We start from the raw sequence: 21,239 nt of genomic DNA, 5'->3' as shown, positions 1-21,239 counted from the left end.
TCTGCGCTAGGCTTTCGGCTAAAACCACGCAAGACTGACAGAACCTTGGGAGGGGTTCGCAATGGCAAAATATCTGTTGGGGCTCGATGCCGGAAACACCGTCATCAAGGCGGTGATCTTCGATCTCGAAGGCCGGGAGCTGGCGCATGCCGCGGAGGAGGGCCATAGCCGCATGCCGTGCCCCGGCCATGTCGAGCGCGATCTCGGCGAACTCTGGGCCAATGCCAAACGAGTGATCCGCACGTGCCTCGACAAGGCAAACATTGCTGCCTCCGAAATTGCCGCCATCGGCTGCGCCGGCCATGGCAACGGCCTCTATGCCCTTGATCGCGATGGCCAGCCGCTGATCGCAATCCAGTCCCTCGACACGCGTGCAACAGGACTTGTCGAGGAATGGGCGGCTGAAGGGGTCGGCGACCGCACCGCACCGATCGCCCGCCAGCGCCCCTGGCCATCCCAGACGCCGACGCTGCTTGCCTGGCTGAAACGCCATCGTCCCGACCTCTTCCAGCGTATTGGTACGGTTTTCTTCTCCAAGGATTTCGTCGTCAACCGGCTGACCGGCAGCCGCGTCAGCGAGGTCTCCGATATGTCCGGCGCCGGCCTGCTCGATCTCGCCGCGCGTCGCTACGACAAGGCGCTGATGGCCGCTTACGGCCTTGCCGAGAGCATGCACATGCTGCCGCCGCTGATCGAAAGCGCCGATATCGCCGGTTATGTGACGCAAGAGGTCGCGACTGAGACCGGGCTTGCGGCCGGCACACCGGTCGTCGGCGGGCTGTTCGATGTCGTTGCCTCGGCGCTCGGCTCGGGCGTGTCGCGCACCGGCAGCGCCTCGATCATCGCCGGCACCTGGAGCATCAATCAGGTGATCATCGATGGTCCCGACCTTGATGGCCCGGTTTTCATGTCCTCCACCTTCGACCGCAGCCGCTACATGGCGATGGAAAACAGCGCCACGTCCGCCGCCAATCTTGAATGGCTGGTTCGGGAATTCTTCGAGGACGAGCATCCAGAAGGCGTCTCGCCCTTCGATGCGGCTTGCGCGCTCGCGGCTGCGGTCGCGCCGGCTGCGGATGATCCGCTCTATCACCCCTTTCTCTATGGCGCCCAGCAGAACGGCCATGCGCGGGCCGGTTTCTATGGCATGGCTGGCTGGCACACCAAGGGACATCTGATCCGGGCACTTCTCGAAGGTGTCGCCTTCGGTCATCGCCAACATATCGAGACCATCCGCAAGGCGGGTGCGAACTTCGAGGAGGCGGTGCTCTCTGGCGGTGGCTCGCGCAGCAGGCTCTGGCCGCAGATATTTGCGGATGTATTGGGTGTTCCCGTCACTGTTGCCGTGTCGCGGGAGACAGGGGCGCTCGGGGCTGCGATTGCGGCCGGCACGGGTGTCGGGCTGTTTGCCGATTTCACCGAAGGCGCCACCGCCATGGTGCGGACCGATCGGCACTATCAGCCCAATGCTGTGCTGTCGGCCCACTACGCCACCCGTTACAGGCTTTACACGGATATTAACGAGGCGATGACGCCGCTGTGGCGGCGGCTTTCGGAGGCCCAAAGCCTCGCAACAGGAGTTGCAGCGTGACCATGCCCATGAATGAAGCGCCCCTGAAACAAGCGCCCCTGAATGAAGCGCCAATGGATGAAGGCGTTTACGATTTCATCGTCGTCGGTGCGGGGTCGGCCGGCTGCGTGCTGGCAAACCGGCTCTCGGCTGACCCGAGAAACCGGGTGCTGCTGATCGAGGCCGGCGGCTCGGATCGGTATCACTGGGTGCATGTGCCAATCGGTTACCTCTATTGCATGGGCAATCCGCGCACCGACTGGATGATGAAGACGGCGGCCGAGGCCGGCCTCAACGGCCGGGCGCTCAACTATCCGCGCGGAAAGGTGCTCGGCGGCTGCTCCTCGATCAACGGCATGATCTACATGCGCGGGCAGGCGGCGGATTATGACGGCTGGCGGCAGGCAGGCAATGCCGGTTGGGGCTGGGATGACGTGCTGCCCTGGTTCCTGAAATCGGAGGACAATTATCGCGGCAAATCGGCCTTGCACGGAGCGGGGGGCGAGTGGCGCGTCGAACGACAGCGGCTGTCCTGGCCGATCCTCGATGCCTTTCGCGATGCGGCCGAGGAACTCGGCATTCGCAAGACCGGAGATTTCAACGGCGGGGACAATGAAGGGTCCGGCTATTTCGAGGTCAATCAGAAGGGCGGCCTGCGCTGGAACACGACGAAAGCCTTCCTGCGCCCGGCGATGAAGCGGGTAAACTTGCGCGTGCTGACAGGCGCGGAAACCGAGTGGCTGGAATTTGACGGCAAAGCTGTATCCGGCGTGCGCTTTCGCCTCAATGGCCGCTCCTGCGTCGCCCGCGCGTCGCGCGAGGTCATTCTATCTGCGGGTTCGATCAACTCTCCAAAAATTCTGGAGCTTTCGGGCGTCGGGCGGCCGGATGTGTTGTCGAGCCTCGGCATTCCCGTGCATCATGAGCTCCAGGGTGTCGGCGAAAACCTGCAAGACCATCTGCAGATCCGAACCGTCTTCAGGATCGAGGGTGCGCGCACGCTGAACCAACTTTACCACAACCTGTTCACCCGAGCCGGCATGGCCTTGCAATATGCGATCAGCCGTTCCGGTCCGCTCTCGATGGCGCCAAGCCAGCTCGGGATCTTCGCCAAGAGCGATCCGTCCGTCGCTACCGCCGATCTCGAATATCACGTCCAGCCTCTCAGCACCGACCGGCTCGGCGAGCCGCTGCATCGTTATCCTGCCGTGACTGTCTCCGTCTGCAACCTCCGGCCGGAAAGTCGCGGCACCGTGCATATTACGACACGTGATGCCTCGGTCGCCCCTGAAATTCGTCCTAATTATCTTTCGACCACGGGCGACAGGCTGCTCGCGGCAAGTTCAATTCGCCATGCGCGCAGCTTGATGGAAACGACGGCTATCTCCCGTTTTCGACCGCAGGAGATGCTGCCGGGCCGGGAATATCAGAGCGATGACGAGTTGATCCGGCGTGCAGGTGATATCGCCACCACGATCTTTCATCCTGTCGGCACCTGCAGGATGGGAAGCGATCCAATGGCGGTGGTGGATGCCAAGTTGCGCGTGCATGGGCTTGAGAAGCTGCGCGTTGTTGATGCCTCGATCATGCCGACGATCGTGTCCGGCAATACGAACTCCCCGGTGATCATGATCGCGGAAAAAGCAGCGGAGATGGCGCTGAGGATGCAATAGCTGGACGATGTTTTCTTTGATCCGATTATCTCGCCGCCTGACGATCACGCCTCGCCTCGGCATGCATCAATAAGAGCTCTCGAAAGTGCCTTGCCCGTACACCTTCTGATACCAGAAATCTTCGAAATCGACACAGTTCACGATGATTTGGAGCATTGTGTCGGCAGTCTGTGTAAGGCCGATTTCGTCAAACAGCTGACGTCATTCGCGGCTGTCAGCGGCCGCCTGGCTGACGGCACCTTCCTGCCGGGGCAAATTCGTGCATGAGATAGGTTGGAACCGCCTCGCAGCTTTTCATGAGCGCGAATAATTCCTTGTCGGACTTGCTCGCCAGTATTCCGGTGCGGACAAGTACCGATGCGAGTCCGATATTGGCTGCGCCTTTGATATCGTGCTCGATACTGTCGCCGATGCAGACGACCTTTGCTCGATCGGGACTCCCCCATACTGACATGGCGTGGCTGTAAATTTGATGATACGGCTTGCCGATCCACTGGACCTTGCCGCCGAGTTCCTCATAGATCCTCGCGATTGCTCCCGCGCCAGGTGCGTTCTTGCCGCCCGCCAGCTTGTGAATGTCAGGATTTGTGCAGATGCAAGGCGTGTGATTGGCCGCTGCGGGTTCCAGCATGCGCCGGTATACATCGAGCGTTATGCGTTCCGCCTCGCTGCCCGAGATGATAACGAGATCGGCATCATTCGATCGAGGCACAGTCGTCAGATGAAGACGGTCCGCGAGGTTTTGGTCATCGCCGCTGGAAATTGTGAAAGCTCGCATCCCGCGCCGAATGTCCTCAGAACGGGACAGAATATCAAAGGCGACGTCGCCCGACGTCACGAACCGCTCAAACAGGCCACGCTCGAAGCCGAGGCGAACGAAGCGTTCGGCATTATAGTCGCCGCTTCGCCCGGAGTTGGAAAGCACGATCACCCGCTTGCCATTCTCTTTCAGCCTCTGCAACGCTGCAGCGGCGCCTTCATAGGCGCCCTCGTCATCACGCAGCACGCCAAACTGATCGATCAGGAAATAGTCGTATTGATTGATCAGGTTTGCGAGCGATGTCTCGGGAACAGAGCTCACTGGTTCTTCCTTTGCCATTGAAGAATGAGCGCTGCGGTGCCGATTGCAGCCTCCGTCGACTTCGAAGGCTTAAAAGCGATACCAAGCGCGGCTTGCCGCATGCGTGTCCACGTCGGATTCTTCGAGCCGCCGCCAACGGTTCGGATCGATTTCAGCTGCGCGGCACCAAGCTCCGCCAGCCTGTCATATCCCAACCGTTCAATTTCCGAGATTCCTTCAAGCACTGCCTGGAAGAAAATTGCGTCATCCTCCGGGCGAGGCTCCAGGCGAGGGGCATAATCCGGATCGCTGAAGGGGAAGCGTTCCCCGCGTTTAAGTAACGGATAGAAGTTCAAACCCGTGGGTCGCGAGAGATCAAGGCGAGCCGTCAACTCGGCGAGCCGGTCATCTCCGAACAGTGATTTGATGACGGCACCACCCGTGTTGGAGGCGCCGCCGGGGAGCCAGAAATCGAGTACCCTGTGCGAGTAGATGCCATATTGCGGTGCGTTGATCGGCCGTTCGGAAGCGAGCTTGAGGACGAGGGTCGAGCCGAGCGCGGTAACGCCATCGCCGATCTGCGAGGCGCCGGTCGCCAGAAACGAGGCGCAGCCGTCGGTCGTGCCGGCGTGAAAGCGGCAAGTCTCTGCAATGCCAAGCTTGGCAGCGAAACCTTTGACGCGCGAGAGCGCAGCACCGGCACGGTAGACCTTGGGAAGCAGCTCGCGATCAAGGCCGGCCATCTCAATCCAGTCCGGCCATTTTTCCCGTTGCAGGTCGTAACCGGTCTTCAAGGCATTGTTTTCGTCTGTTGCTGCTTCCTGAAGACCGAGCTTCAGCAACAGCCAGTCGGCCTGATGAACGACCTTGGATACACCTGGCTGACGGGCAAGAAAGATTGCTCGCGCAAGAGCCGAGCTCGCTCCTTTCGCGGGGCTATCGGCCGGCGCATGCCGGGATATCTGTTCGACAATATCGCCATCGGGGCAGTTATCATTGTACATCAACGGCGCGCCCACCGGTTCGCCCATGCGATCGAGCGCAAGGACGGTTCCGGAAGTTCCGTCGATACCGATTGCTCCGACGGATGCGAGGCTTGTTTTTGCGGCAAGTTGCGTGAGCGCGGTTGACGTTCTTTCCCACCATATGGAAGGGGTGCGGCCTTCCTCAGCGGTGAAAAACGGAGTGCTGGCGAGAGCAACAACCTCACCGTTGTCGGAAATTGCGGCCGCGCGTACGCCGGACGTGCCGATGTCGATTCCTATGACAGTTGCGGGCAATGGATTGGGCGAGCTTGTCACGAGGTCACGGCTCCGCGGTCAAGCGCCTGCCTGTACTGCTCAGCCTCCCAGTTTGTCAGCTCGTATTCGTCCGCTTCGGAAAGATAGTTGACATCGGAATCGTCGGGGATGCGTGCTACGACTTCTGCAAGACATCGAGCCATCGCCTGGCCGCCAGTCGTCAACTCGTTCGACAAGAGTACGCCGGAGCCAGGCACGATGATCATTTTCGGCGGGCCTTCTCCTGTCAGTGCCAAGCTTTCGAGGTAAGCGGTCACGGATTGGTCTGCGTCCAGGAGGCCGATCTTCACGCCGAGGAAAATCACGTGATCCGGATACATCGAACCGGCTGTCGCCAGCCGGACGCTTTCCTGTGAGAGCGCTAGCTGATGGGTCTCGGTGTCGTTTGCTGGAGAGTACCTGCTATCCCGGCTCAGCCGCTCGAGTGTCTCGATGGACGGGGAGGGAACTTGCCGTTCAGGCATTTCCAGTGCAGCGGAGACCTGCTCGATGCGGCGCGCAACCTCGTCAATGGTGGCCCCGGTAATGATGATGCCGTGATTGTACAGGACTAAAACGTCGGGACGCGTTGCGGCCGCCAAGTCGACCTCGCGGGCAAGCGGCGTGCCGGGGCGCCTGTAGGGAACCGTCACCCAATTCAACCCGGTCACGTCCAGCCTTGCTTTCAGCAGCCGATCGCGATCGTTCAGAACCGAGAGCGCGATCGAGTTGACGCAGTGGTAATGCGCGACGACTGCCTGGGGCAAGGCCGCGTGAAAGCTCGTCTCAATGGATGGTCGCAGGCCGCTTGTATTCAGTGACGCAATAACGAAATCGGTGGCCTTTTCGGCGCGTTGGTCGCCTTTGCGAAGAGCTTGGACGAGCGGCGCGACACGGACCGGCACCATGATATCGCGATCCCCGGCCTGAGCGAGCCAGGTGCCGGATGCTTTGACCCACATGGTATCGCCATCCTTAAGCGAGGTATTCCCGCCTGCTCCCTGAGTTTTGAGGATGTCGGTTCCGATCTGCTTCGACAGCGCCAGAAACCGGTTGAACTCGCCCTCCGAGCTACCTACCGCCATCAAGACCTCCGCGTTTGAGATGTTCACTCACAATAATGAGCGAATTTTTCATCGATCGTATGTAAGCGATTGAATATCGTCAATGATGAAGTTTTTGCGTCACATTGGCTTGCGGATGAGGTTTCGTTGTGATTATCTTTAATCATCGGCAGGGAGCGGCCGGGAGGAAACACAGTGAACGATGCCAGCCGGCATAAACTCATCACCGACCTTCTTCGCGAAACACCGTTCGCTTCGGTTCGCGACCTGCAAGTCCGCCTCGGCGTTTCCCCGGCGACCATCAGACGCGATATCGACAAGTTGCACGAAACAGGGCGAGCCAAGAAGGTCTACGGAGGGATCTCGGCTTTCGAGGTCGGCGGCCGGCTTGCGGCCCGACCATACGACGAGAATCGCGATATTGCGGTCGAGGCCAAACGCGCGATAGCGCAAAAGGCCGCCTCGCTGGTGCGGGACGGTGACTCCATTATCGTTCATGCCGGTTCTACCTGCTTTCAGCTGGGCGTGCTTCTGGCTCGCCGCAACTTGCGCATCTATACCAATTCGATGCCGCTTGCTGCCTATCTCGGCGAACACGGCAGCTGCCATCTCAGCCTTTCAGGCGGCGAACTCTATCGCGAGCCGGGGATCATTCATGATCCGGCCTCGGGTGCGCCCGATTACTTCGCTTCGCGGTTCTTCGTTGGCACGCAAGGCATCGATTCACAGGGGCTTTTGGAGTCACACCCGCTGCTCGTCAAGGCGATCGGCGAGCTCAGCACCTGCGCTGATGAAGTGGTGCTGTTGGCAGACAGCCGAAAGTTTTCCATTCAGCCACGTAACCTGGCTTTGACGCTGTCGCGCGTCGGAACGATCGTGACCGACGACGGTTTGTCCGACGCAAACGCCAAGATGCTTGAGAATGCCGGTGTGACGATCCTCATCGCAGATGTCGGAGGCGTCATTTGACAGAGCATTGTCCAGTTGCGGTCTTTGACCTCGGAAAGACCAATTCGAAGCTGTTCGTCATCGACGGCAAGGGCGATGTCGTAGCGGAGCGACGCGCCAAGCCGGTGTGGCGCGAGCACGGCGACATTCGTGTCCTCGATGACGAAGCTCTTTTTTCCTGGATGCAGGACGAGCTCAGCCAGGCCGTCGAAGCGCATGGCGTTCGCCATGTGACGTTTTCCGCGCATGGCTGCACGTTCGCGCTGATCGGAAAAGGCGAACTTTGCCATCCGATACTTGATTACGAACAGGAGCCTCCGGCATCGGTCGCAGCCAGGATTGATCCGCTCATTCCACCGTTTTCTGAAACCTACTCACCCCGTCTGCCGCTCGGGTTGAACTACGGCCGCCACATTCTGTGGCTTCAGGACAGGGATCCGAGCACGCTCGACGCTACCGATGCGATCCTTGCCTACCCTCAGTTCTGGTCATGGAAATTCTCCGGCAGCGCCGCCTCCGAAGTGTCCTATCTCGCTTGCCATTCCCATCTCTGGGCACCGTTGGCCGATGACTTCAGCAGCCTCGTCGACCAAGAGGGTTGGCGCGCGAAAATGCCTGATCTTGTGTCGGCAGGTTCCTCACTTGGGACATACCCCGTCACGGCAGCAGGCGAAACTGTGGAGGTTATGGTCCACAATGGTGTCCATGACAGCAATTCCGCACTGTTCTACTACAGGTCCGTCGGCTTTGACGATTTCACGCTGATCTCGACTGGCACCTGGGTGATTATCTTCAATCAGGCGTGCCCTTTGAATGCCCTCGATCGTGAGCGCGACATGCTCGCCAATGTCACGGTAGACCATGCACCTGCCGCAACGATCCGGTTCATGGGTGGTCGCGAATACGACGTGGCAAGCCAAGGCTGGACAAAGCCGATCAGTATCGAAGCGGTAGAAGCGGTCATCGCCAAGGGCAGCTTCGCCCTGCCATCTTTCGCCGCCGGTGGGCCGTTTCCGGGTTCAGAAGGTCATTTCCTCGGACCAGCCGTTGACGGCGAGGAGCGGGCGGCCGTGGCGTTGCTCTACGTGATCCTGATGACGGATCTGTCACTCGACCTTATCCGTTCGCAAAACGACATTGTGATCGATGGCGGCTTGGTCAAGGCCGACCTCTATGCACCATTGCTTGCGGCCTTGCGGGATCAGACCGTCTTTACCAGTGCAAATCCCGAGGGCAGCGCCTTCGGGGCGGCTGCGCTCGTATTTCGCCAGTCCAATGTCCGGCCCTTCAAAAATCAGTGTGAGCGTATCCGTGCTGTCGAGATCGCCGGCCTTGGCGACTACAGGCGGGAATGGAGGCGTGCGATAGAGCTGAGGCGTGACGTGTCGCAGCCGGCCATGCTGAGCGAGGGGATCCGATGAACCCAGTTGTAGCATCGTCCCCGGCCATTGCTCCCGTTCTCGAAATGCAGAACATCAGCAAGACCTTCGGCAATACGCGCGCACTGACGAAAGTCTCCTTGACCGTGTATCCCGGTGAAATTCATGCGTTGATGGGTGAGAACGGCGCCGGCAAGTCGACGCTGATGAAGGTTCTCTCCGGTGCTTACCTCGCGGATCCCGGCGGTACGATTCTGGTCAGCGGGCGGGCGGCGGTCACCGGCGACCCGATCAACGCAAGAGCCAACGGCATTGCGGTGATCTATCAAGAACTGTCGCTCGCTCCCAATCTGACTGTCGCCCAGAACATGTTTCTCGGGGAAGAGCCGTCACGTCTGGGGTTCGTCGACCGCGCGGATATCAGGAAGCGCGCCGAGCCCATTCTGAAGCGCCTCGGCATCGGCTTTTCTCCCAATCAGCTTGTGTCGTCCCTTTCCTTGGGCGAGCGTCAAATGGTCGAAATTGCCCGCGCTCTTACCACGGACGCGCGCATCATCGTCATGGACGAACCGACGACATCGCTGACGAGCCGGGAAACCGAAAAGCTTTTCGAGGTGATCGCCAGCCTCAAGGCACATGGAATTGCGATCATCTACATCAGCCATCGCATGGAAGAAATCTACGCGCTTGCAGACCGCGTCAGCGTGCTTCGCGACAGTGCCTATGTTGGAACGCTGAAGCGCAGCGAACTGTCGGCCGAGCGGCTCGTCTCCATGATGGTCGGCCGCGACCTGTCGTCGTTCTATAAAAAGGAGCACCGCGCTGCCGAGCACGATCGCCAGGTCGTGCTTGCCGTCAAGAATGTGGGAGACGGGCGGCGCGTGCACGATTGCTCTTTCGATGCCTGTTCCGGAGAGGTGCTGGCCATCGCAGGCCTTGTCGGTTCAGGCCGCACGGAGCTTGCGCGACTGATCTTCGGTGCGGACCACAAGGCCACCGGCGTCGTAACCTTGAACGGTCAGGAGCTTTCGCTGCGCGGCCCCCACGATGCGCTTAATGCCGGGATTGCCTACCTCACCGAGGATCGCAAGGCACTTGGCCTGTTCCTCGACATGACGATCAACGAGAACATCAATGTCGGTGTGATCGCCAGGGATGCGCGACCAGGCGGGTTCCTCGATTTCGGCAAGGCGAAGAAGCGCGCCGATGACGCCGTTTCGTCCCTGTCGATCCGAACGAAGAGCACGTCCATCAATGCCGGGGCCCTGTCGGGCGGCAACCAGCAGAAGGTGTTGCTGGCGCGCCTTCTGGAGACCAAGCCGCGGGTCGTCATCCTTGATGAGCCGACGCGCGGCGTCGACGTCGGTGCGAAGTCGGAAATCTATCGGATCATCGACGAGCTTGCCGAAAGCGGCATCGCCATCATCGTGATCTCAAGCGATCTGCCCGAGGTGATTGGTATCGCCGACCGCGTGTTGGTGATGCGCGAGGGACACATCGCCGGCGAGGTCGTCGCATCGCCGGACCGACCGATCGAGCAGGAGACCATCATGGCCCTTTCGACCGGTCCGGTCGGTCGAGACACAATGAGCGCGACATAAGAGAGAACCTGAAATGAGCGCAATGCAGAGCGGACAGACAGCAACAGACAGGATGAGGTTGAGGTCGACCTTGACCGCCCTTGGTATGCTACCCGTCCTCATTCTTTTGGCCGTCGGCTTTCATCTTCTCAGCGGTCGCTTCCTGAGCGTCAACAATCTGTCGATCGTCATGCAGCAGGCATCGATCAACACCGTGCTTGCGGCCGGTATGACATTCGTGATTCTGACGGGCGGCATCGATCTTTCCGTCGGATCGATCCTTGCCGCCTCAGCCATGGTCGGTGTCATCGTTTCGCTGTGGCCGGATGTCGGCATGCTTGGGATTCCCGCAGCAATTGCGGTCGGACTGGGATGCGGCCTCATCAACGGAGTTATCATCGCGTTTTTGAAACTCCCGCCCTTCATCGTCACGCTGGGTTCGCTAACGGCAATGCGCGGTATTGCCCGTCTTCTCGGCAACGACACGACCGTCTTCAATCCCGATCTGCCCTTCGATTTCATCGGCAATGGCAATCTGTTCGGCGTGCCATGGCTGGCGATCATCGCATTGGTGACGATCCTGGTGTCCTGGGTGATCCTCAAGCGGTCGGTGCTAGGAACCTGGATCTACGCTGTTGGCGGTAATGTCGAGGCTGCACGCCTTACGGGCATCAAAGTGCCGCTGGTGCTTTTGTTCGTCTATTCGATGTCGGGCCTGCTATCGGGCCTCGGCGGTGTCATGTCGGCGGCCCGCCTGTACGCGGCAAACGGATTGCAGCTTGGCCAGGCTTATGAGCTCGACGCGATTGCAGCCGTCATTCTCGGCGGTACCAGTTTCGTCGGCGGCGTCGGGTCGATCTGGGGCACGCTGATAGGGGCTTTGATCATCGCTGTCCTGTCGAACGGTCTCATCCTCGTCGGGGTTTCCGACATCTGGCAGTACATCATCAAGGGACTTGTCATCATCGTTGCCGTCGGGCTCGACCGCTACAGGCTGAGAGGGCTTAGCCGCACCTGAGCTGCGGCTGAAGGAACCGGGTTACCGGATAACAAAGGCGCAGGAGGCGCCATAAGGAGGAAAGCATGCGCATGATCTCTAAACTGCTCACCGCCACCGCGCTCGCCGCGGCAATTGCAATGCCGGCCGCGGCAAAGGATCTTCAAAAGATCGGCATTTCGGTCGGCCTCCTGGGCAATCCATTCTTTGTCGCGACCATCAAGGGCATTGAAGACCGAGCCAAGGAAATCAATCCGAATGTTCAGGTGACCTCTGTTTCTGCCGATTACGACCTCAACAAGCAGGTTTCGCAGATCGACAGCTTCATTGCCGCCGGCGTTGACATCATCATGCTCAACGCTGTCGACGCCAAGGCAATTGCACCGGCCGTCAAGAAGGCTCAGGCCGCCGGCGTTATCGTCGCCGCCTTTGACGTGTCCGCACCCGGTGCAGACGTCACCGTCATGACAAACAACGTCAAGGCAGGCGAAGAAGCCTGCCAGTACATCGTCGACAAGCTCAGCGGCAAGGGCAATGTTGTCATCATTAACGGCCCGGCCTCGTCCTCGATCCTCGATCGCGTCCAGGGTTGCAAGAACGTCCTGTCGAAGAGCCCTGACATCAAGATCCTTTCTGACGACCAGAACGGCCAGGGATCGCGCGATGGTGGTCTTGCTGTCATGCAGGGACTGCTGACGCGCTTCGACAAGATAGACGCCGTTTTTGCAATCAACGATCCGACCGGCATTGGCGCAGAGCTTGCCGCAAAGCAGTTGAACCGGAACGAGTTTTTCATCACCGCAGTCGACGGCGCTCCTGATATCGAAAAGTCGCTCGCCAGCGGCAACTCGATGATCAAGGCCTCCGCTTCGCAGGATCCCTACGTCATGGCCGGCGACTCGCTGAAGATGGCCGTCGACGTCCTGAATGGCAAGAAGCCGGCCGAAACGACGGTGCTTCTCGACCCGAAGTTGATCACGGCTGAAAACCTCAAGGATTACAAGGGCTGGACGGCAGCCCGCTAAGGTCTCCTCCCGAGTGGCCCGCCGTTGCCGCGTGCACGGCGGGTCGCCTTCCCTCAATGAAAATCTCAGGAAGCGGTTTGCCCATGTCCAAGATCGGTGTCCACTCATTTGTCTGGAGTGCCGGCTCGTCGAAGGATGAGCTCGATAAAGCTCTATCGAGGTCCCACGAACTTCAGTTCAAGCTTATCGAGTTTTCGTACCTCGATCCGAAACAGGTGGACGTGAAGTGGCTGGCGTCTCGCATCGAGGAACTTGGCCTTGATGTCGCAATCAGCATGGGGCTGCCCTTGGAGGGTGACATCTCCAGTCATGATCCGGCAGTTGTTGCCAAGGGCGAGGATATTCTCGACCGCGCTGTGGCACTCGTGCGCGATCTGGGCGGTACCAAGCTTGCCGGCATATTGAGCTCGGCCCACGGCAAGCAGGAACATGCGCTGACGAAGAAGGGATGGGATACGAGCGTCGCCACCCTGTCGAGAGTGGCAGATCGAGCCAAGGCTGCCGGCGTTACGCTCAACCTCGAAATCGTCAATCGCTTCGAGAGCAATATGCTCAATACGGCGGCGCAGGGGATGGCCTATATTTCAGATACAGGCGCTGCGAACGTCTTTCTGCATCTCGATACCTTCCACATGAACATCGAAGAGGCCGACGTCGGCCTTGCAATCCGTCATGCCGCGGACAAGATCGGCTATGTCCATATCGGGGAAAGCCACCGCGGTTACCTCGGCACCGGAAATATCGATTTCGCCACCATCTTCGACGCTCTCGTGGCGATCGGTTGGGATGACTATGTAACCTTTGAATCTTTCTCCACTGCGATCGTCGACAAGGACCTCTCATTGAAGACGGCCATCTGGCGCAATCTCTGGGACGATAACGTTGCGCTTGCGAGGCATGCCCGTCAGTTTATCGAACTTGGGCTGGAAACCGCCGAGCGCAGGGCCGAACTGGTCAAGCAGACGCATTTGACATGGTCGTAGGAATGGGCCCTACCGCATACTCATGCGGTAGGCGCATTGAGCGACGGCTTTTCAATCGCACGAACCGTCCCCGGAACGGCTGGCTTCGCGCATAGCCGTTCTTCAGGAAATGCGGCGCGCCAGACATACCGGTTGTCCTTTCGCCCGCTGGGCCGCCCGGTCAGGCGAAATTTGGTTCCATGCTTTTTGTGTAGACGCCGGCGATATCCGGAGAAAGTTCGCCGCCCGCCTTGGGTAATCCCTTGGCTAGGTCGTTCCCAAGCGATTTGTTTTGCGCCACTCTTCGTACTCTCCGCGGGCATCGTCATGCAGCGGATAGTAGCGTTGCAACGATCCGCCCTCCATGAGTTTCATTCGCGAAAACTCCTCCCAGTCGTGATGCTTTTGCGATTCTTCGATTACGCTCGCAGCCATTGCGACTGGAAGCACGACCACCCCGTCATCGTCGGCGACGATGATGTCTCCGGGGATTACCGTGACACCGCCGCAGGCAATTGGAACGTTGACGGCGTTGGGATAGATGCCGGTCTGCACATGATAGTTGGGCGTCCAGCCGCGCAGCCATAGAGGCAGATCCAGCTTCTCGACATTGGGCCGGTCGCGCATGCACCCGTCGATCACGATGCCAGCGCCGCCTCTGCCTTTGAAATAGGTCGACATCATATCGCCGAAGACGCCCGAGCTCATGTCGCCGCGCGCGTCGACGACGACCACATCGCCCTCCTGCACGTGGTAAAGCACATGGCGGTGCAACTGCGTCTCCGGATCTGCATATTCTCCCTCGGTGAAGAGGTCGGGCCGCTGCGGCATGAATTGAAGCGTCAAGGCCGGCCCGACGATCGACTTGCCGTGATTTTGCGGCACAGGACCGACCATGTGCGGATTGCGGAAGCCCATGTGGCCTAGCGTGCCGGAGATCGTCGCGGCGCCGATTTCCTTCAATGCGTCGATCATCTCTCTGGGCGGTCGCGTAATCTCGGGCATATGTGTCATTCCAGGCTCCCGTTGGATGAAACTACCAGTTTGTGACAGAACCGTCGCGGCGCTTCAGGTGAGGCGCTTCCCAGAAACGAAAGCTCTCTGCCTTGACCGCCTCTTCGTTGACCTCGACGCCGAGCCCTGGCAGATCGCTGACCGGATAGTCGGGGCCGTCGAGCCTTGGTTGCACGGGGAAGAAGTCGGAATTGTCGAAGCCCAGCTTTGCTTCGGGCGCCCTGGTCTCGAGCCAGGCGAAATTCGGTACCGCGGCGGCGAGATGGATGGTCGCGGCCGTGCAGACTGGGCCGAGGGGATTGTGCGGCATCAGGTCCACGTAGTGCGCCTCGCTCCAGCCGGCGACCTTCATCGCCTCGGTGAGCCCGCCAACATTGCAAACATCGAGCCGGTTGAACTGATGGATGCCACGCTCGATGTAGGGCAGGAATTGCCACTTGCTGGCAAATTCCTCGCCGATGGCGAACGGGATGTCGGTCATCCTGCGCAGGGACTCGTAGGCTTCTGGTGTCTCGTCGCGTATCGGCTCCTCGAGGAAATCAAGCACGCCATGGCCGAGCTTGTTACAGAAGCTCGCCGCCTCTGCCACCGACAGCCGATGATGATAGTCGATGCCGAGGACGACCTCGTCGCCCAGCGCCTCGCGCGCCTTGTTCAGCATAGTTGCGGTAACGGCGATCGACTCCCGCGGCTCAAAGATGTCCTTGCTGTTTTGCCCGACGGGGAAGAAGCGGATCGCCTGCCACCCTTGTGCGCGCAGTTCGCGGGCCCGTTCGATGGCAACATCGCCCTCGGCCTCGTCGCCGGTCGAGGCGAAGGTGGGAATCCGGTCGCGCTGCTTGCCGCCCAGCAGTTCGTAGGCCGGCACCCCAAGCGCCTTGCCCTTGATGTCGTGAAGGGCAATGTCGATGGCGGAAATCGCGGCCTGCAGAACGCGCCCGCCTTCGAAATATTGGCTGCGATAGACTTCTTGCCATATCCGACCAATCTGCATCGGGTCGCGGCCGATGAGAAACTCGCGATAGTGCTCGATCGCGCCGGCGACGGCCTTCTCGCGACCGCTCAAGCCGCTCTCGCCCCAGCCGAAGATGCCGTTGTCGGTCTCGACCTTGACCAGCATCTGGTTGCGCGTTCCGACCCATACCGGATAGGGCTTGATCGCCGTGATTTTAAGCTTCGTGGTCATCCACGCCCTCGGTTCACACGCATCCGCTTGGTCTCAGTCGGCCTTGAGGGCCATTTCCGTTTCGCCGTCGAACAGATGCATCCGCTCCTGATCGAACTCGAGCCAGATCTGTTCGTCGGGCGCCACGGCAATGGTCGGCGGCACGCTGACATTGACGATGGCTCCGGACAGAAACGCCTGTACGAAGGTGACGTCCCCGGTCGGCTCCACCGTGTAGGCCTTGGCGGGGACGCATCCAGGCATCGCACTCTTGTGCAGCCTGATCGTCGAATGACGTGCGCCGAGCACAACTTTCCTGGTTGTTGCCCTTGCGACCTTCTGGGCGTTGATTGGCGAGAGCTCGAGGCACCAGCCCTCCGGGCTTGTCAGCACAGTATTGCCGCTTGCCGTTGATGCCTCCAGCGGAACAAGGCTCATTGCCGGGCTGCCGACGAAGCTCGCGACGAACATGTTCACCGGATGGGCAAAGACCTGTGCCGGTGAATCGTATTGCTGCAGGTAGCCGCCATTCATCACCGCCATCCTGTCTGCCATCGTGACCGCTTCGAGTTGGTCGTGCGTCACGTAGATGACCGTCGCCTTGAGGTCCTGGTGGAAGCGCTTGATCTCCGAGCGCATCTGCACGCGCAGCTTTGCGTCGAGGTTGGAGAGTGGCTCATCCATCAGGAATACCGCCGGATCGCGAACGAGGGCGCGGCCCAGCGCCACGCGCTGCTGTTGCCCGCCCGAAAGTTCGCGTGGCTTGCGCTCGAGCAGCTGGGTCATGTCGAGCACTCGCGCTGCTTCCCTGACCTTCTTGTCGATCTCGTTCCTTGGCAACTTGCGCATCTGCAGCGGGAACGCCAGATTTTTATAGACCGATTTCTGCGGATAGAGCGCGTAGTTCTGGAACACCATTGCGATGTCCCGGTCCTTGGGGTCGAGATCGTTGACCACCTGGTCGCCGATGACGATGTCGCCGGAGGTGATGGGGATGAGCCCGGCCACAAGATTGAGTGTGGTTGTCTTGCCGCAGCCTGAAGGGCCGACGAGCGCAACGAATTCGCCGTCGTTGACCGTCAGCGAAACATTGTTGACAGCTTTGAAGCTGCCATAGGTCTTGACCAGATTCTTGAGGACCACGTGGGCCACCGGCAACTCCCCTAGTGCTTGACTGCGCCTTCTGTGAGTGCGCGTACGAAGTATCGTTGCAGGACGAGGAACAGGACCACGACGGGCACGCTCATCATGAAGCTGGCCGCCATCAGGCCCGGAAAGTCCGTTGTATTTTCCGAGAAGAAGCGCTGGATGCCGACGGGCAGTGTCAACTGCTCGTTCTTGGAGAGGAAGGTGTAGGCGTAGATGTACTCGTTCCACGCGCCAATGAAGGAGTAGATCGCCGTGGCGATGATGCCTGGCGCCGAGAGCGGCATCACGATGAGGACAAATGCCTGGAACCGCGTGGCCCCGTCGATGCGCGCCGCCTGCTCGAGTTGCACCGGGATGTTGTCGTAGAAGCCCTTGAGGAGCCAGATTGCCAGCGGCAGGCCGAATGTGAGGTAGGTAAGGATGAGCGACCCATGCGTATTCACGAGTCCGATCGCGCGCATCAGGATGAAGAGCGGCACGAGAAAGATCACCGCCGGGAACATGTTCCGAAGCAAGACGGTGAAGAACAGAAAGTTCCGGCCCGGGAAGGTGAAGCGTGAAAAGGCGTAGGCAGCAGGAACTGCCACGATCACCGAAAGGATGGTTGTGGCGGTGGAGACGAAAAGGCTGTTCCAGAAGAAGCGCAGGAAGTCCTGGCCGACGCTGTTTTGCGGGTCGAGCAGCTTCTGGTAGCTGGCAAGCGTGGGCTGGTCCGGCCACCATTGCGGCGGGAATTGCATGGCCGCGAAACCTGACTTGATCGAGGTGATCAGCATCCAGATCATCGGTAATGCGGTGTAAAGCAGCATGAACACAAGGAAGATGCGTCCGCCCCAGCGCCATCCATCAATGCGCCTGCGGCGGCGCGCCTGCCCTCGATGAGCAGTTTCGGCAATCGTGCTCATTCATTTCCATCCTTCTGTTCGTTGCCGCTCAGCGCACGGACGTAGAAGTAGCCGAGCGACATCAGGATCACGAACAGCAGCACAGAATAGGCCGACGCCACCCCCCAGCGCTGGCGGCCGAAGGCGAGTTCATAGATGTGGGTGATCCAGATATGCGATGCATTCGACGGCCCGCCGCCGGTCATGATCCAGGGAATGATGAAGGAATTGAAGTTGGCCACCGCCAGCAGAAGGATCGTCACCGTCGAAACGTTTCTCAGGTGCGGAAAGGTGACGTGCCAGAACCGCTGCCATGCATTGGCCCCGTCGACTTTTGCGGCGCGCAGCAACTGGTCGGGAACCGTCTGCAGGCCGGCCATCATCATGATCATCGCAAATGGAAACTCTCGCCAGATATTGACGACGATCAGCGAGGGCAGCACCGTGCTGACGCTGTCGATGAAATTCGGCGGCCGGTCGGCCAGTCCGAGGCCGACAAGCACCGCGCCAATGATCCCGAAGTCCGAATGGTAGATCCACTTCCAGATATAGGACGCGGCAACCGCGCTGATGACCCAGGGAATGATCAGGATGGCACGCAGGATGCCCCGGCCGATAAAGTCGCGATGGAGCGCCAGGGCACAGGCAAATCCCAGGACAAATGAGATGAAGGTCGATCCCAGTGTCCAGATGAGAGTGTTCGAGGTGACCTTCCAGAACACCGGACTTGTGAGGATGGCGATGTAGTTGTCTAGGCCGACGAAGATCTTGTCCCGAAGCTGCAGGCCAGGCGGTGTATTGAAGAAAGACAGCTCGACCGTGTAGTAGATGGGGTAGGCTATGACGACAAGCATCACAGCAATCGCAGGAAGCACGTATGCGTAGTCAGCGCGATGCTCCCACATCTTTCGCAGCACGCCGGACCTGTCGGGGTGCAGTCTTCGGCTAACCTCGGCCTTGCCAGTCAAGATCGTCACTGTGCCGCACCCTTGTTCTTCGGAGCAAACCGGCTGCAATCAGCGCAGCCGGTCAGATCGTCAGGCCCGGACTAGAGTCCGCCATCCGTCAGGTCTTTTACCTTCTTGGCTGCGTCGTCCGCTGCTTGGTCGACGGTCATGGCTCCGGTCAGGGCATTCTGCAGCATGTCCGGGACGATGATGTTCATGATCTCGGGGGACTGCGGCAGCGCCGGGAACGGGATGCCGTATGGCAGCATCGAGGTGGTGACATCGAGGAACTTGATGCTGTCAAGACGTTCCTTCATCCATTTGGTCTTGAAGCCGTTAAGGTTTCCCGGGTTCGAGCCGGCATAGGCCATCTTCAGCGACCATTCCGGGCTCGTCCACATGCAGATGATAGCCTTTGCAGCCGGCTCGTCTACCTTGCCGCCCTCCACATATTCGGGCTTCAGGATATGAATGTTGGAGCCGCCAAACACGACGGCACGCTTGCCGTCCGGGCCGGTGGGAATGAGGCCATAGCGCATGTTGTCGATTACCGTCTGCGCCTTGACCTTGTCGGTATCCGTCGCCTTTTTCTGCAGGTCGAGCATGACGTTGTAGTCGGACGGGTGCGAGATCATCATGCCGAGCTGGCCAGCGAGGAAGAGGGGCTGGTTGTCGGCCTGCTGGTTGGTAAGCGCCGAAACCGGAACCGACTTGTCGCGCACATACATATCGTAGGAGGCTTGCAGTGCCGCCTTGCTCTGCGGGGAGTTCAGCTCGACCACCTTATACGTCGGGTTGGCCGTGGCTTCGTCGAAGACGCCGCCGCCATAGGCCCACAGCTGAGGCATGAAGCGGTACGGTGTATTGCCGGCATTCTTGCGCGCCACGAGGCCATAGCCGGCAATGCCGAGCTTGTCGTGGATCTGCTTGGAATACTTGACGACGTCGTCCCAGGTTGCCGGAGCCTTGTCCGGATCAAGGCCTGCACGCTTGAAGATGTCGGCGTTCCAGATGAAAGCCATCGTTTCGTTGTTGGTGGGTATGCCGTAGGTCACCCCATCCCAGGTTACAGCCTTCATTGCGCCCGGCCAGAAATCCTCGGTCGAATACCCTACATCCTCGGGTTTGAGCGGCTGCAAATAGCCCTTTGAGGCAAACTCCGTGCCGCCGAGGATCTGCAGGCGGACCGCCATCGGTGCTGCATTGCCAAGGAGTGCGGTCCGGAACTTGTCCAGCAGGTCGTTATAGGTGAGAGCCTGTTCCTCAAGCTGGATGTTTGGATAGGTTTTGCGGAAGGTCTGGAAGAAGTCCTTGTAATACTCGCGCAGGAGGTCGGGGTCGCCCTCGAACACGCCCTGATACCAGAAAGTCAGTCGCCCCTTATAGTCGAGCGGGGTGACCTTGGCGCAATCGCCCGCCGTGTCAAAATTCTGGGTGCCGGCAATGGAGCGCACATATTGCGGCGACCACTTGCTCAAATCGATCGACGCACCGAGCGCCGACGCAGACATCAACGATATCATCAAAGCGGTTGAGACAGTGCCGCGCAGGACGGCACCTCCGAGTGAAATCCTCGTCATAGGTATCCTCCGGGTTCGCTCCCATGCCGCCCTGCCTCAAGGCGAGCGGTCTTTTGCTCCTCGGCCCCAGGACGTTTGTATCCAGTGTATGCCTTAAAGCTAATCATACGTTTTCAGATCGTCGATTGCCTGTCAACCGGCGAAATCGTACATTGTTTGGAGGAGCCTCGCGTGATATTTAAGCAAGGCGTGTATTAATTGGGGACAGTCTTGGCCGATACGAGCGATTTCAAAGCACAGCCACCCGAAGGGATCGACGCGATCGGGGCCTCCAGCGAGGGTGCCTCGCTCTATCAACTGATCAGGGAAGACATCATCGAAGGGCGGCTCGCCGCCAACGAACGGCTGGTGGTCACCGATCTCGCCCGACGTCACGGCACCTCGACCAACCCCGTGCGCGAGGCTCTGCAGCTGCTGCGCGGGGAGGGCTTTGTGACCCTTGTTCCCAACCGCGGAGCGCGCGTCCGGCCGATTGACCAGGATTTTGTTCGGGACATCTACGAGATCGGAGTCTTGATCGAGCCGGCACTGACGCGATGGTTCGTCAGCATGGCGACCGTCGAAGACATTGCTGAACTCGAACGCATCCAGGCGCTGATTGAAGAGAACGACTTCGCCGACACGCTCAGGCACAGTGAGCTCGACACCGCCTTTCACACCGTAATGTACCAGAGGCACTATAACCGCCATGCCGCCGAGCTTTGGTGGAAGCATCGCGAAGTGCTTCGAGCCGTGAGCCGGCGTTTCAACTTCACACTCGCCCGGCGTGCGGCGATCCTTAGCGAGCATCGAGAGCTCATCGAGCACGTAAAGGCGGGCAACGCGAACGAGGCAGCCGAGCTTATTGCGCGCCATGTCGAGGGCTCCGGCCGACATATCCTCGAACACATGCGTGCACGCAACGCCGCTCGGGCAGGATAGAAAAGATCGCCTGGAATATCGTTATCCCAACCACTTCGGAT

18 protein-coding genes are annotated in these 21,239 nt (G+C 59.7%); 9 read left to right on the top strand and 9 right to left on the bottom strand.

Annotated elements, in window-relative coordinates; all coding sequences use genetic code 11:
- The first annotated feature begins 61 nt into the window (after positions 1–61).
- Positions 62–1,591 (top strand): FGGY-family carbohydrate kinase, encoded by a 1,530-nt coding sequence (locus tag AF71_RS07025; RefSeq protein WP_169680544.1) that lies wholly within the window; start codon positions 62–64, stop codon positions 1,589–1,591.
- A gap of 53 nt (positions 1,592–1,644) precedes the next feature.
- Entirely contained in the window at positions 1,645–3,243 is a 1,599-nt protein-coding gene (locus AF71_RS07020) for a GMC family oxidoreductase (protein WP_246733596.1), read from the top strand.
- Positions 3,244–3,457: 214 nt separating this feature from the next.
- Here AF71_RS07020 and AF71_RS07015 read toward each other — a convergent pair whose 3' ends face one another.
- The 3 genes from AF71_RS07015 to AF71_RS07005 are packed head-to-tail and all read right to left on the bottom strand — an operon-like array spanning position 3,458 to position 6,668.
- Entirely contained in the window at positions 3,458–4,324 is an 867-nt protein-coding gene (locus AF71_RS07015) for a TIGR01459 family HAD-type hydrolase (protein WP_169680542.1), read from the bottom strand.
- Entirely contained in the window at positions 4,321–5,604 is a 1,284-nt protein-coding gene (locus tag AF71_RS07010; protein WP_169680540.1) for an FGGY-family carbohydrate kinase, read from the bottom strand. Before AF71_RS07010 ends, AF71_RS07015 begins: the two co-directional genes overlap by 4 nt.
- Positions 5,601–6,668 (bottom strand): class II aldolase/adducin family protein, encoded by a 1,068-nt coding sequence (locus tag AF71_RS07005; protein ID WP_169680538.1) that lies wholly within the window; start codon positions 6,666–6,668, stop codon positions 5,601–5,603. The genes AF71_RS07010 and AF71_RS07005 overlap by 4 nt, the downstream gene beginning before the upstream one ends.
- Positions 6,669–6,842: 174 nt before the next feature.
- Between AF71_RS07005 and AF71_RS07000 the strand changes: the two genes are divergently transcribed.
- From AF71_RS07000 to AF71_RS06975, 6 genes are all read left to right on the top strand, one after another.
- Complete coding sequence (locus AF71_RS07000) at positions 6,843–7,616, top strand: DeoR/GlpR family DNA-binding transcription regulator (protein WP_018856003.1); 774 nt, start codon at positions 6,843–6,845, stop codon at positions 7,614–7,616.
- Positions 7,613–9,016, top strand: a complete 1,404-nt coding sequence (locus tag AF71_RS06995; RefSeq protein ID WP_169680536.1) for a carbohydrate kinase — start codon at positions 7,613–7,615, stop codon at positions 9,014–9,016. The genes AF71_RS07000 and AF71_RS06995 overlap by 4 nt, the downstream gene beginning before the upstream one ends.
- Positions 9,013–10,575, top strand: coding sequence for a sugar ABC transporter ATP-binding protein (locus AF71_RS06990; protein WP_169680534.1), 1,563 nt, complete (start codon positions 9,013–9,015; stop codon positions 10,573–10,575). Before AF71_RS06995 ends, AF71_RS06990 begins: the two co-directional genes overlap by 4 nt.
- A gap of 22 nt (positions 10,576–10,597) precedes the next feature.
- The gene (locus AF71_RS06985; RefSeq protein ID WP_245307374.1) at positions 10,598–11,572 is read left to right on the top strand and encodes a ribose ABC transporter permease; all 975 of its coding nucleotides are present in this window, start codon (positions 10,598–10,600) and stop codon (positions 11,570–11,572) included.
- 65 nt (positions 11,573–11,637) lie between these two features.
- On the top strand, positions 11,638–12,576 hold the full coding sequence (locus tag AF71_RS06980) for an ABC transporter substrate-binding protein (protein ID WP_029792295.1): 939 nt from the start codon (positions 11,638–11,640) through the stop codon (positions 12,574–12,576).
- A gap of 83 nt (positions 12,577–12,659) precedes the next feature.
- Positions 12,660–13,559 carry a sugar phosphate isomerase/epimerase gene (locus AF71_RS06975; protein WP_169680532.1) on the top strand — a complete coding sequence of 300 codons (900 nt, stop codon included), beginning with the start codon at positions 12,660–12,662 and terminating at the stop codon, positions 13,557–13,559.
- 246 nt (positions 13,560–13,805) lie between these two features.
- Here AF71_RS06975 and AF71_RS06970 read toward each other — a convergent pair whose 3' ends face one another.
- From AF71_RS06970 to AF71_RS06945, 6 genes are all read right to left on the bottom strand, one after another.
- Positions 13,806–14,552 carry a ribonuclease activity regulator RraA gene (locus AF71_RS06970; protein WP_025660642.1) on the bottom strand — a complete coding sequence of 249 codons (747 nt, stop codon included), beginning with the start codon at positions 14,550–14,552 and terminating at the stop codon, positions 13,806–13,808.
- Between the two features lie 22 nt (positions 14,553–14,574).
- A complete protein-coding gene (locus AF71_RS06965; RefSeq protein ID WP_169680530.1) occupies positions 14,575–15,738 on the bottom strand; it encodes a mandelate racemase/muconate lactonizing enzyme family protein in 1,164 nt (387 codons plus the stop codon).
- A 33-nt stretch (positions 15,739–15,771) separates the two neighbouring features.
- Positions 15,772–16,869: an ABC transporter ATP-binding protein gene (locus AF71_RS06960; RefSeq protein ID WP_169680528.1), complete on the bottom strand. Its 1,098-nt coding sequence runs from the start codon at positions 16,867–16,869 to the stop codon at positions 15,772–15,774.
- Between the two features lie 11 nt (positions 16,870–16,880).
- On the bottom strand, positions 16,881–17,771 hold the full coding sequence (locus tag AF71_RS06955; RefSeq protein WP_169680526.1) for a carbohydrate ABC transporter permease: 891 nt from the start codon (positions 17,769–17,771) through the stop codon (positions 16,881–16,883).
- Positions 17,768–18,727 (bottom strand): sugar ABC transporter permease, encoded by a 960-nt coding sequence (locus AF71_RS06950; protein WP_169680524.1) that lies wholly within the window; start codon positions 18,725–18,727, stop codon positions 17,768–17,770. Before AF71_RS06950 ends, AF71_RS06955 begins: the two co-directional genes overlap by 4 nt.
- A gap of 71 nt (positions 18,728–18,798) precedes the next feature.
- The gene (locus tag AF71_RS06945) at positions 18,799–20,277 is read right to left on the bottom strand and encodes a sugar ABC transporter substrate-binding protein (RefSeq protein ID WP_169680522.1); all 1,479 of its coding nucleotides are present in this window, start codon (positions 20,275–20,277) and stop codon (positions 18,799–18,801) included.
- Between the two features lie 210 nt (positions 20,278–20,487).
- Here AF71_RS06945 and AF71_RS06940 point away from each other — a divergent pair, with 210 nt between their 5' ends.
- The gene (locus tag AF71_RS06940; RefSeq protein WP_062369108.1) at positions 20,488–21,198 is read left to right on the top strand and encodes a GntR family transcriptional regulator; all 711 of its coding nucleotides are present in this window, start codon (positions 20,488–20,490) and stop codon (positions 21,196–21,198) included.
- Positions 21,199–21,239 lie beyond the last annotated feature (41 nt).

This window comes from Rhizobium sp. 57MFTsu3.2 (genome assembly GCF_012932765.1).
GTDB lineage: Bacteria > Pseudomonadota > Alphaproteobacteria > Rhizobiales > Rhizobiaceae > Rhizobium > Rhizobium altiplani.
The sequence above is the reverse complement of the archived record's forward strand: the minus strand, read 5'-3'. Positions and strand labels throughout refer to the sequence as shown.

Bases quoted from the DNA above. Each gene is read 5' to 3' on its own strand.
- AF71_RS07025 (WP_169680544.1), top strand. From the start codon at position 62: ATGGCAAAATATCTGTTGGGGCTCGATGCCGGAAACACCGTCATCAAG.
- AF71_RS07020 (WP_246733596.1), top strand. From the start codon at position 1,645: ATGGATGAAGGCGTTTACGATTTCATCGTCGTCGGTGCGGGGTCGGCC.
- AF71_RS07005 (WP_169680538.1), bottom strand. From the start codon at position 6,668: ATGGCGGTAGGTAGCTCGGAGGGCGAGTTCAACCGGTTTCTGGCGCTG.
- AF71_RS06990 (WP_169680534.1), top strand. From the start codon at position 9,013: ATGAACCCAGTTGTAGCATCGTCCCCGGCCATTGCTCCCGTTCTCGAA.
- AF71_RS06985 (WP_245307374.1), top strand. From the start codon at position 10,598: ATGCAGAGCGGACAGACAGCAACAGACAGGATGAGGTTGAGGTCGACC.
- AF71_RS06980 (WP_029792295.1), top strand. From the start codon at position 11,638: ATGCGCATGATCTCTAAACTGCTCACCGCCACCGCGCTCGCCGCGGCA.
- AF71_RS06975 (WP_169680532.1), top strand. From the start codon at position 12,660: ATGTCCAAGATCGGTGTCCACTCATTTGTCTGGAGTGCCGGCTCGTCG.
- AF71_RS06970 (WP_025660642.1), bottom strand. From the start codon at position 14,552: ATGACACATATGCCCGAGATTACGCGACCGCCCAGAGAGATGATCGAC.
- AF71_RS06965 (WP_169680530.1), bottom strand. From the start codon at position 15,738: ATGACCACGAAGCTTAAAATCACGGCGATCAAGCCCTATCCGGTATGG.
- AF71_RS06955 (WP_169680526.1), bottom strand. From the start codon at position 17,771: ATGAGCACGATTGCCGAAACTGCTCATCGAGGGCAGGCGCGCCGCCGC.
- AF71_RS06945 (WP_169680522.1), bottom strand. From the start codon at position 20,277: ATGACGAGGATTTCACTCGGAGGTGCCGTCCTGCGCGGCACTGTCTCA.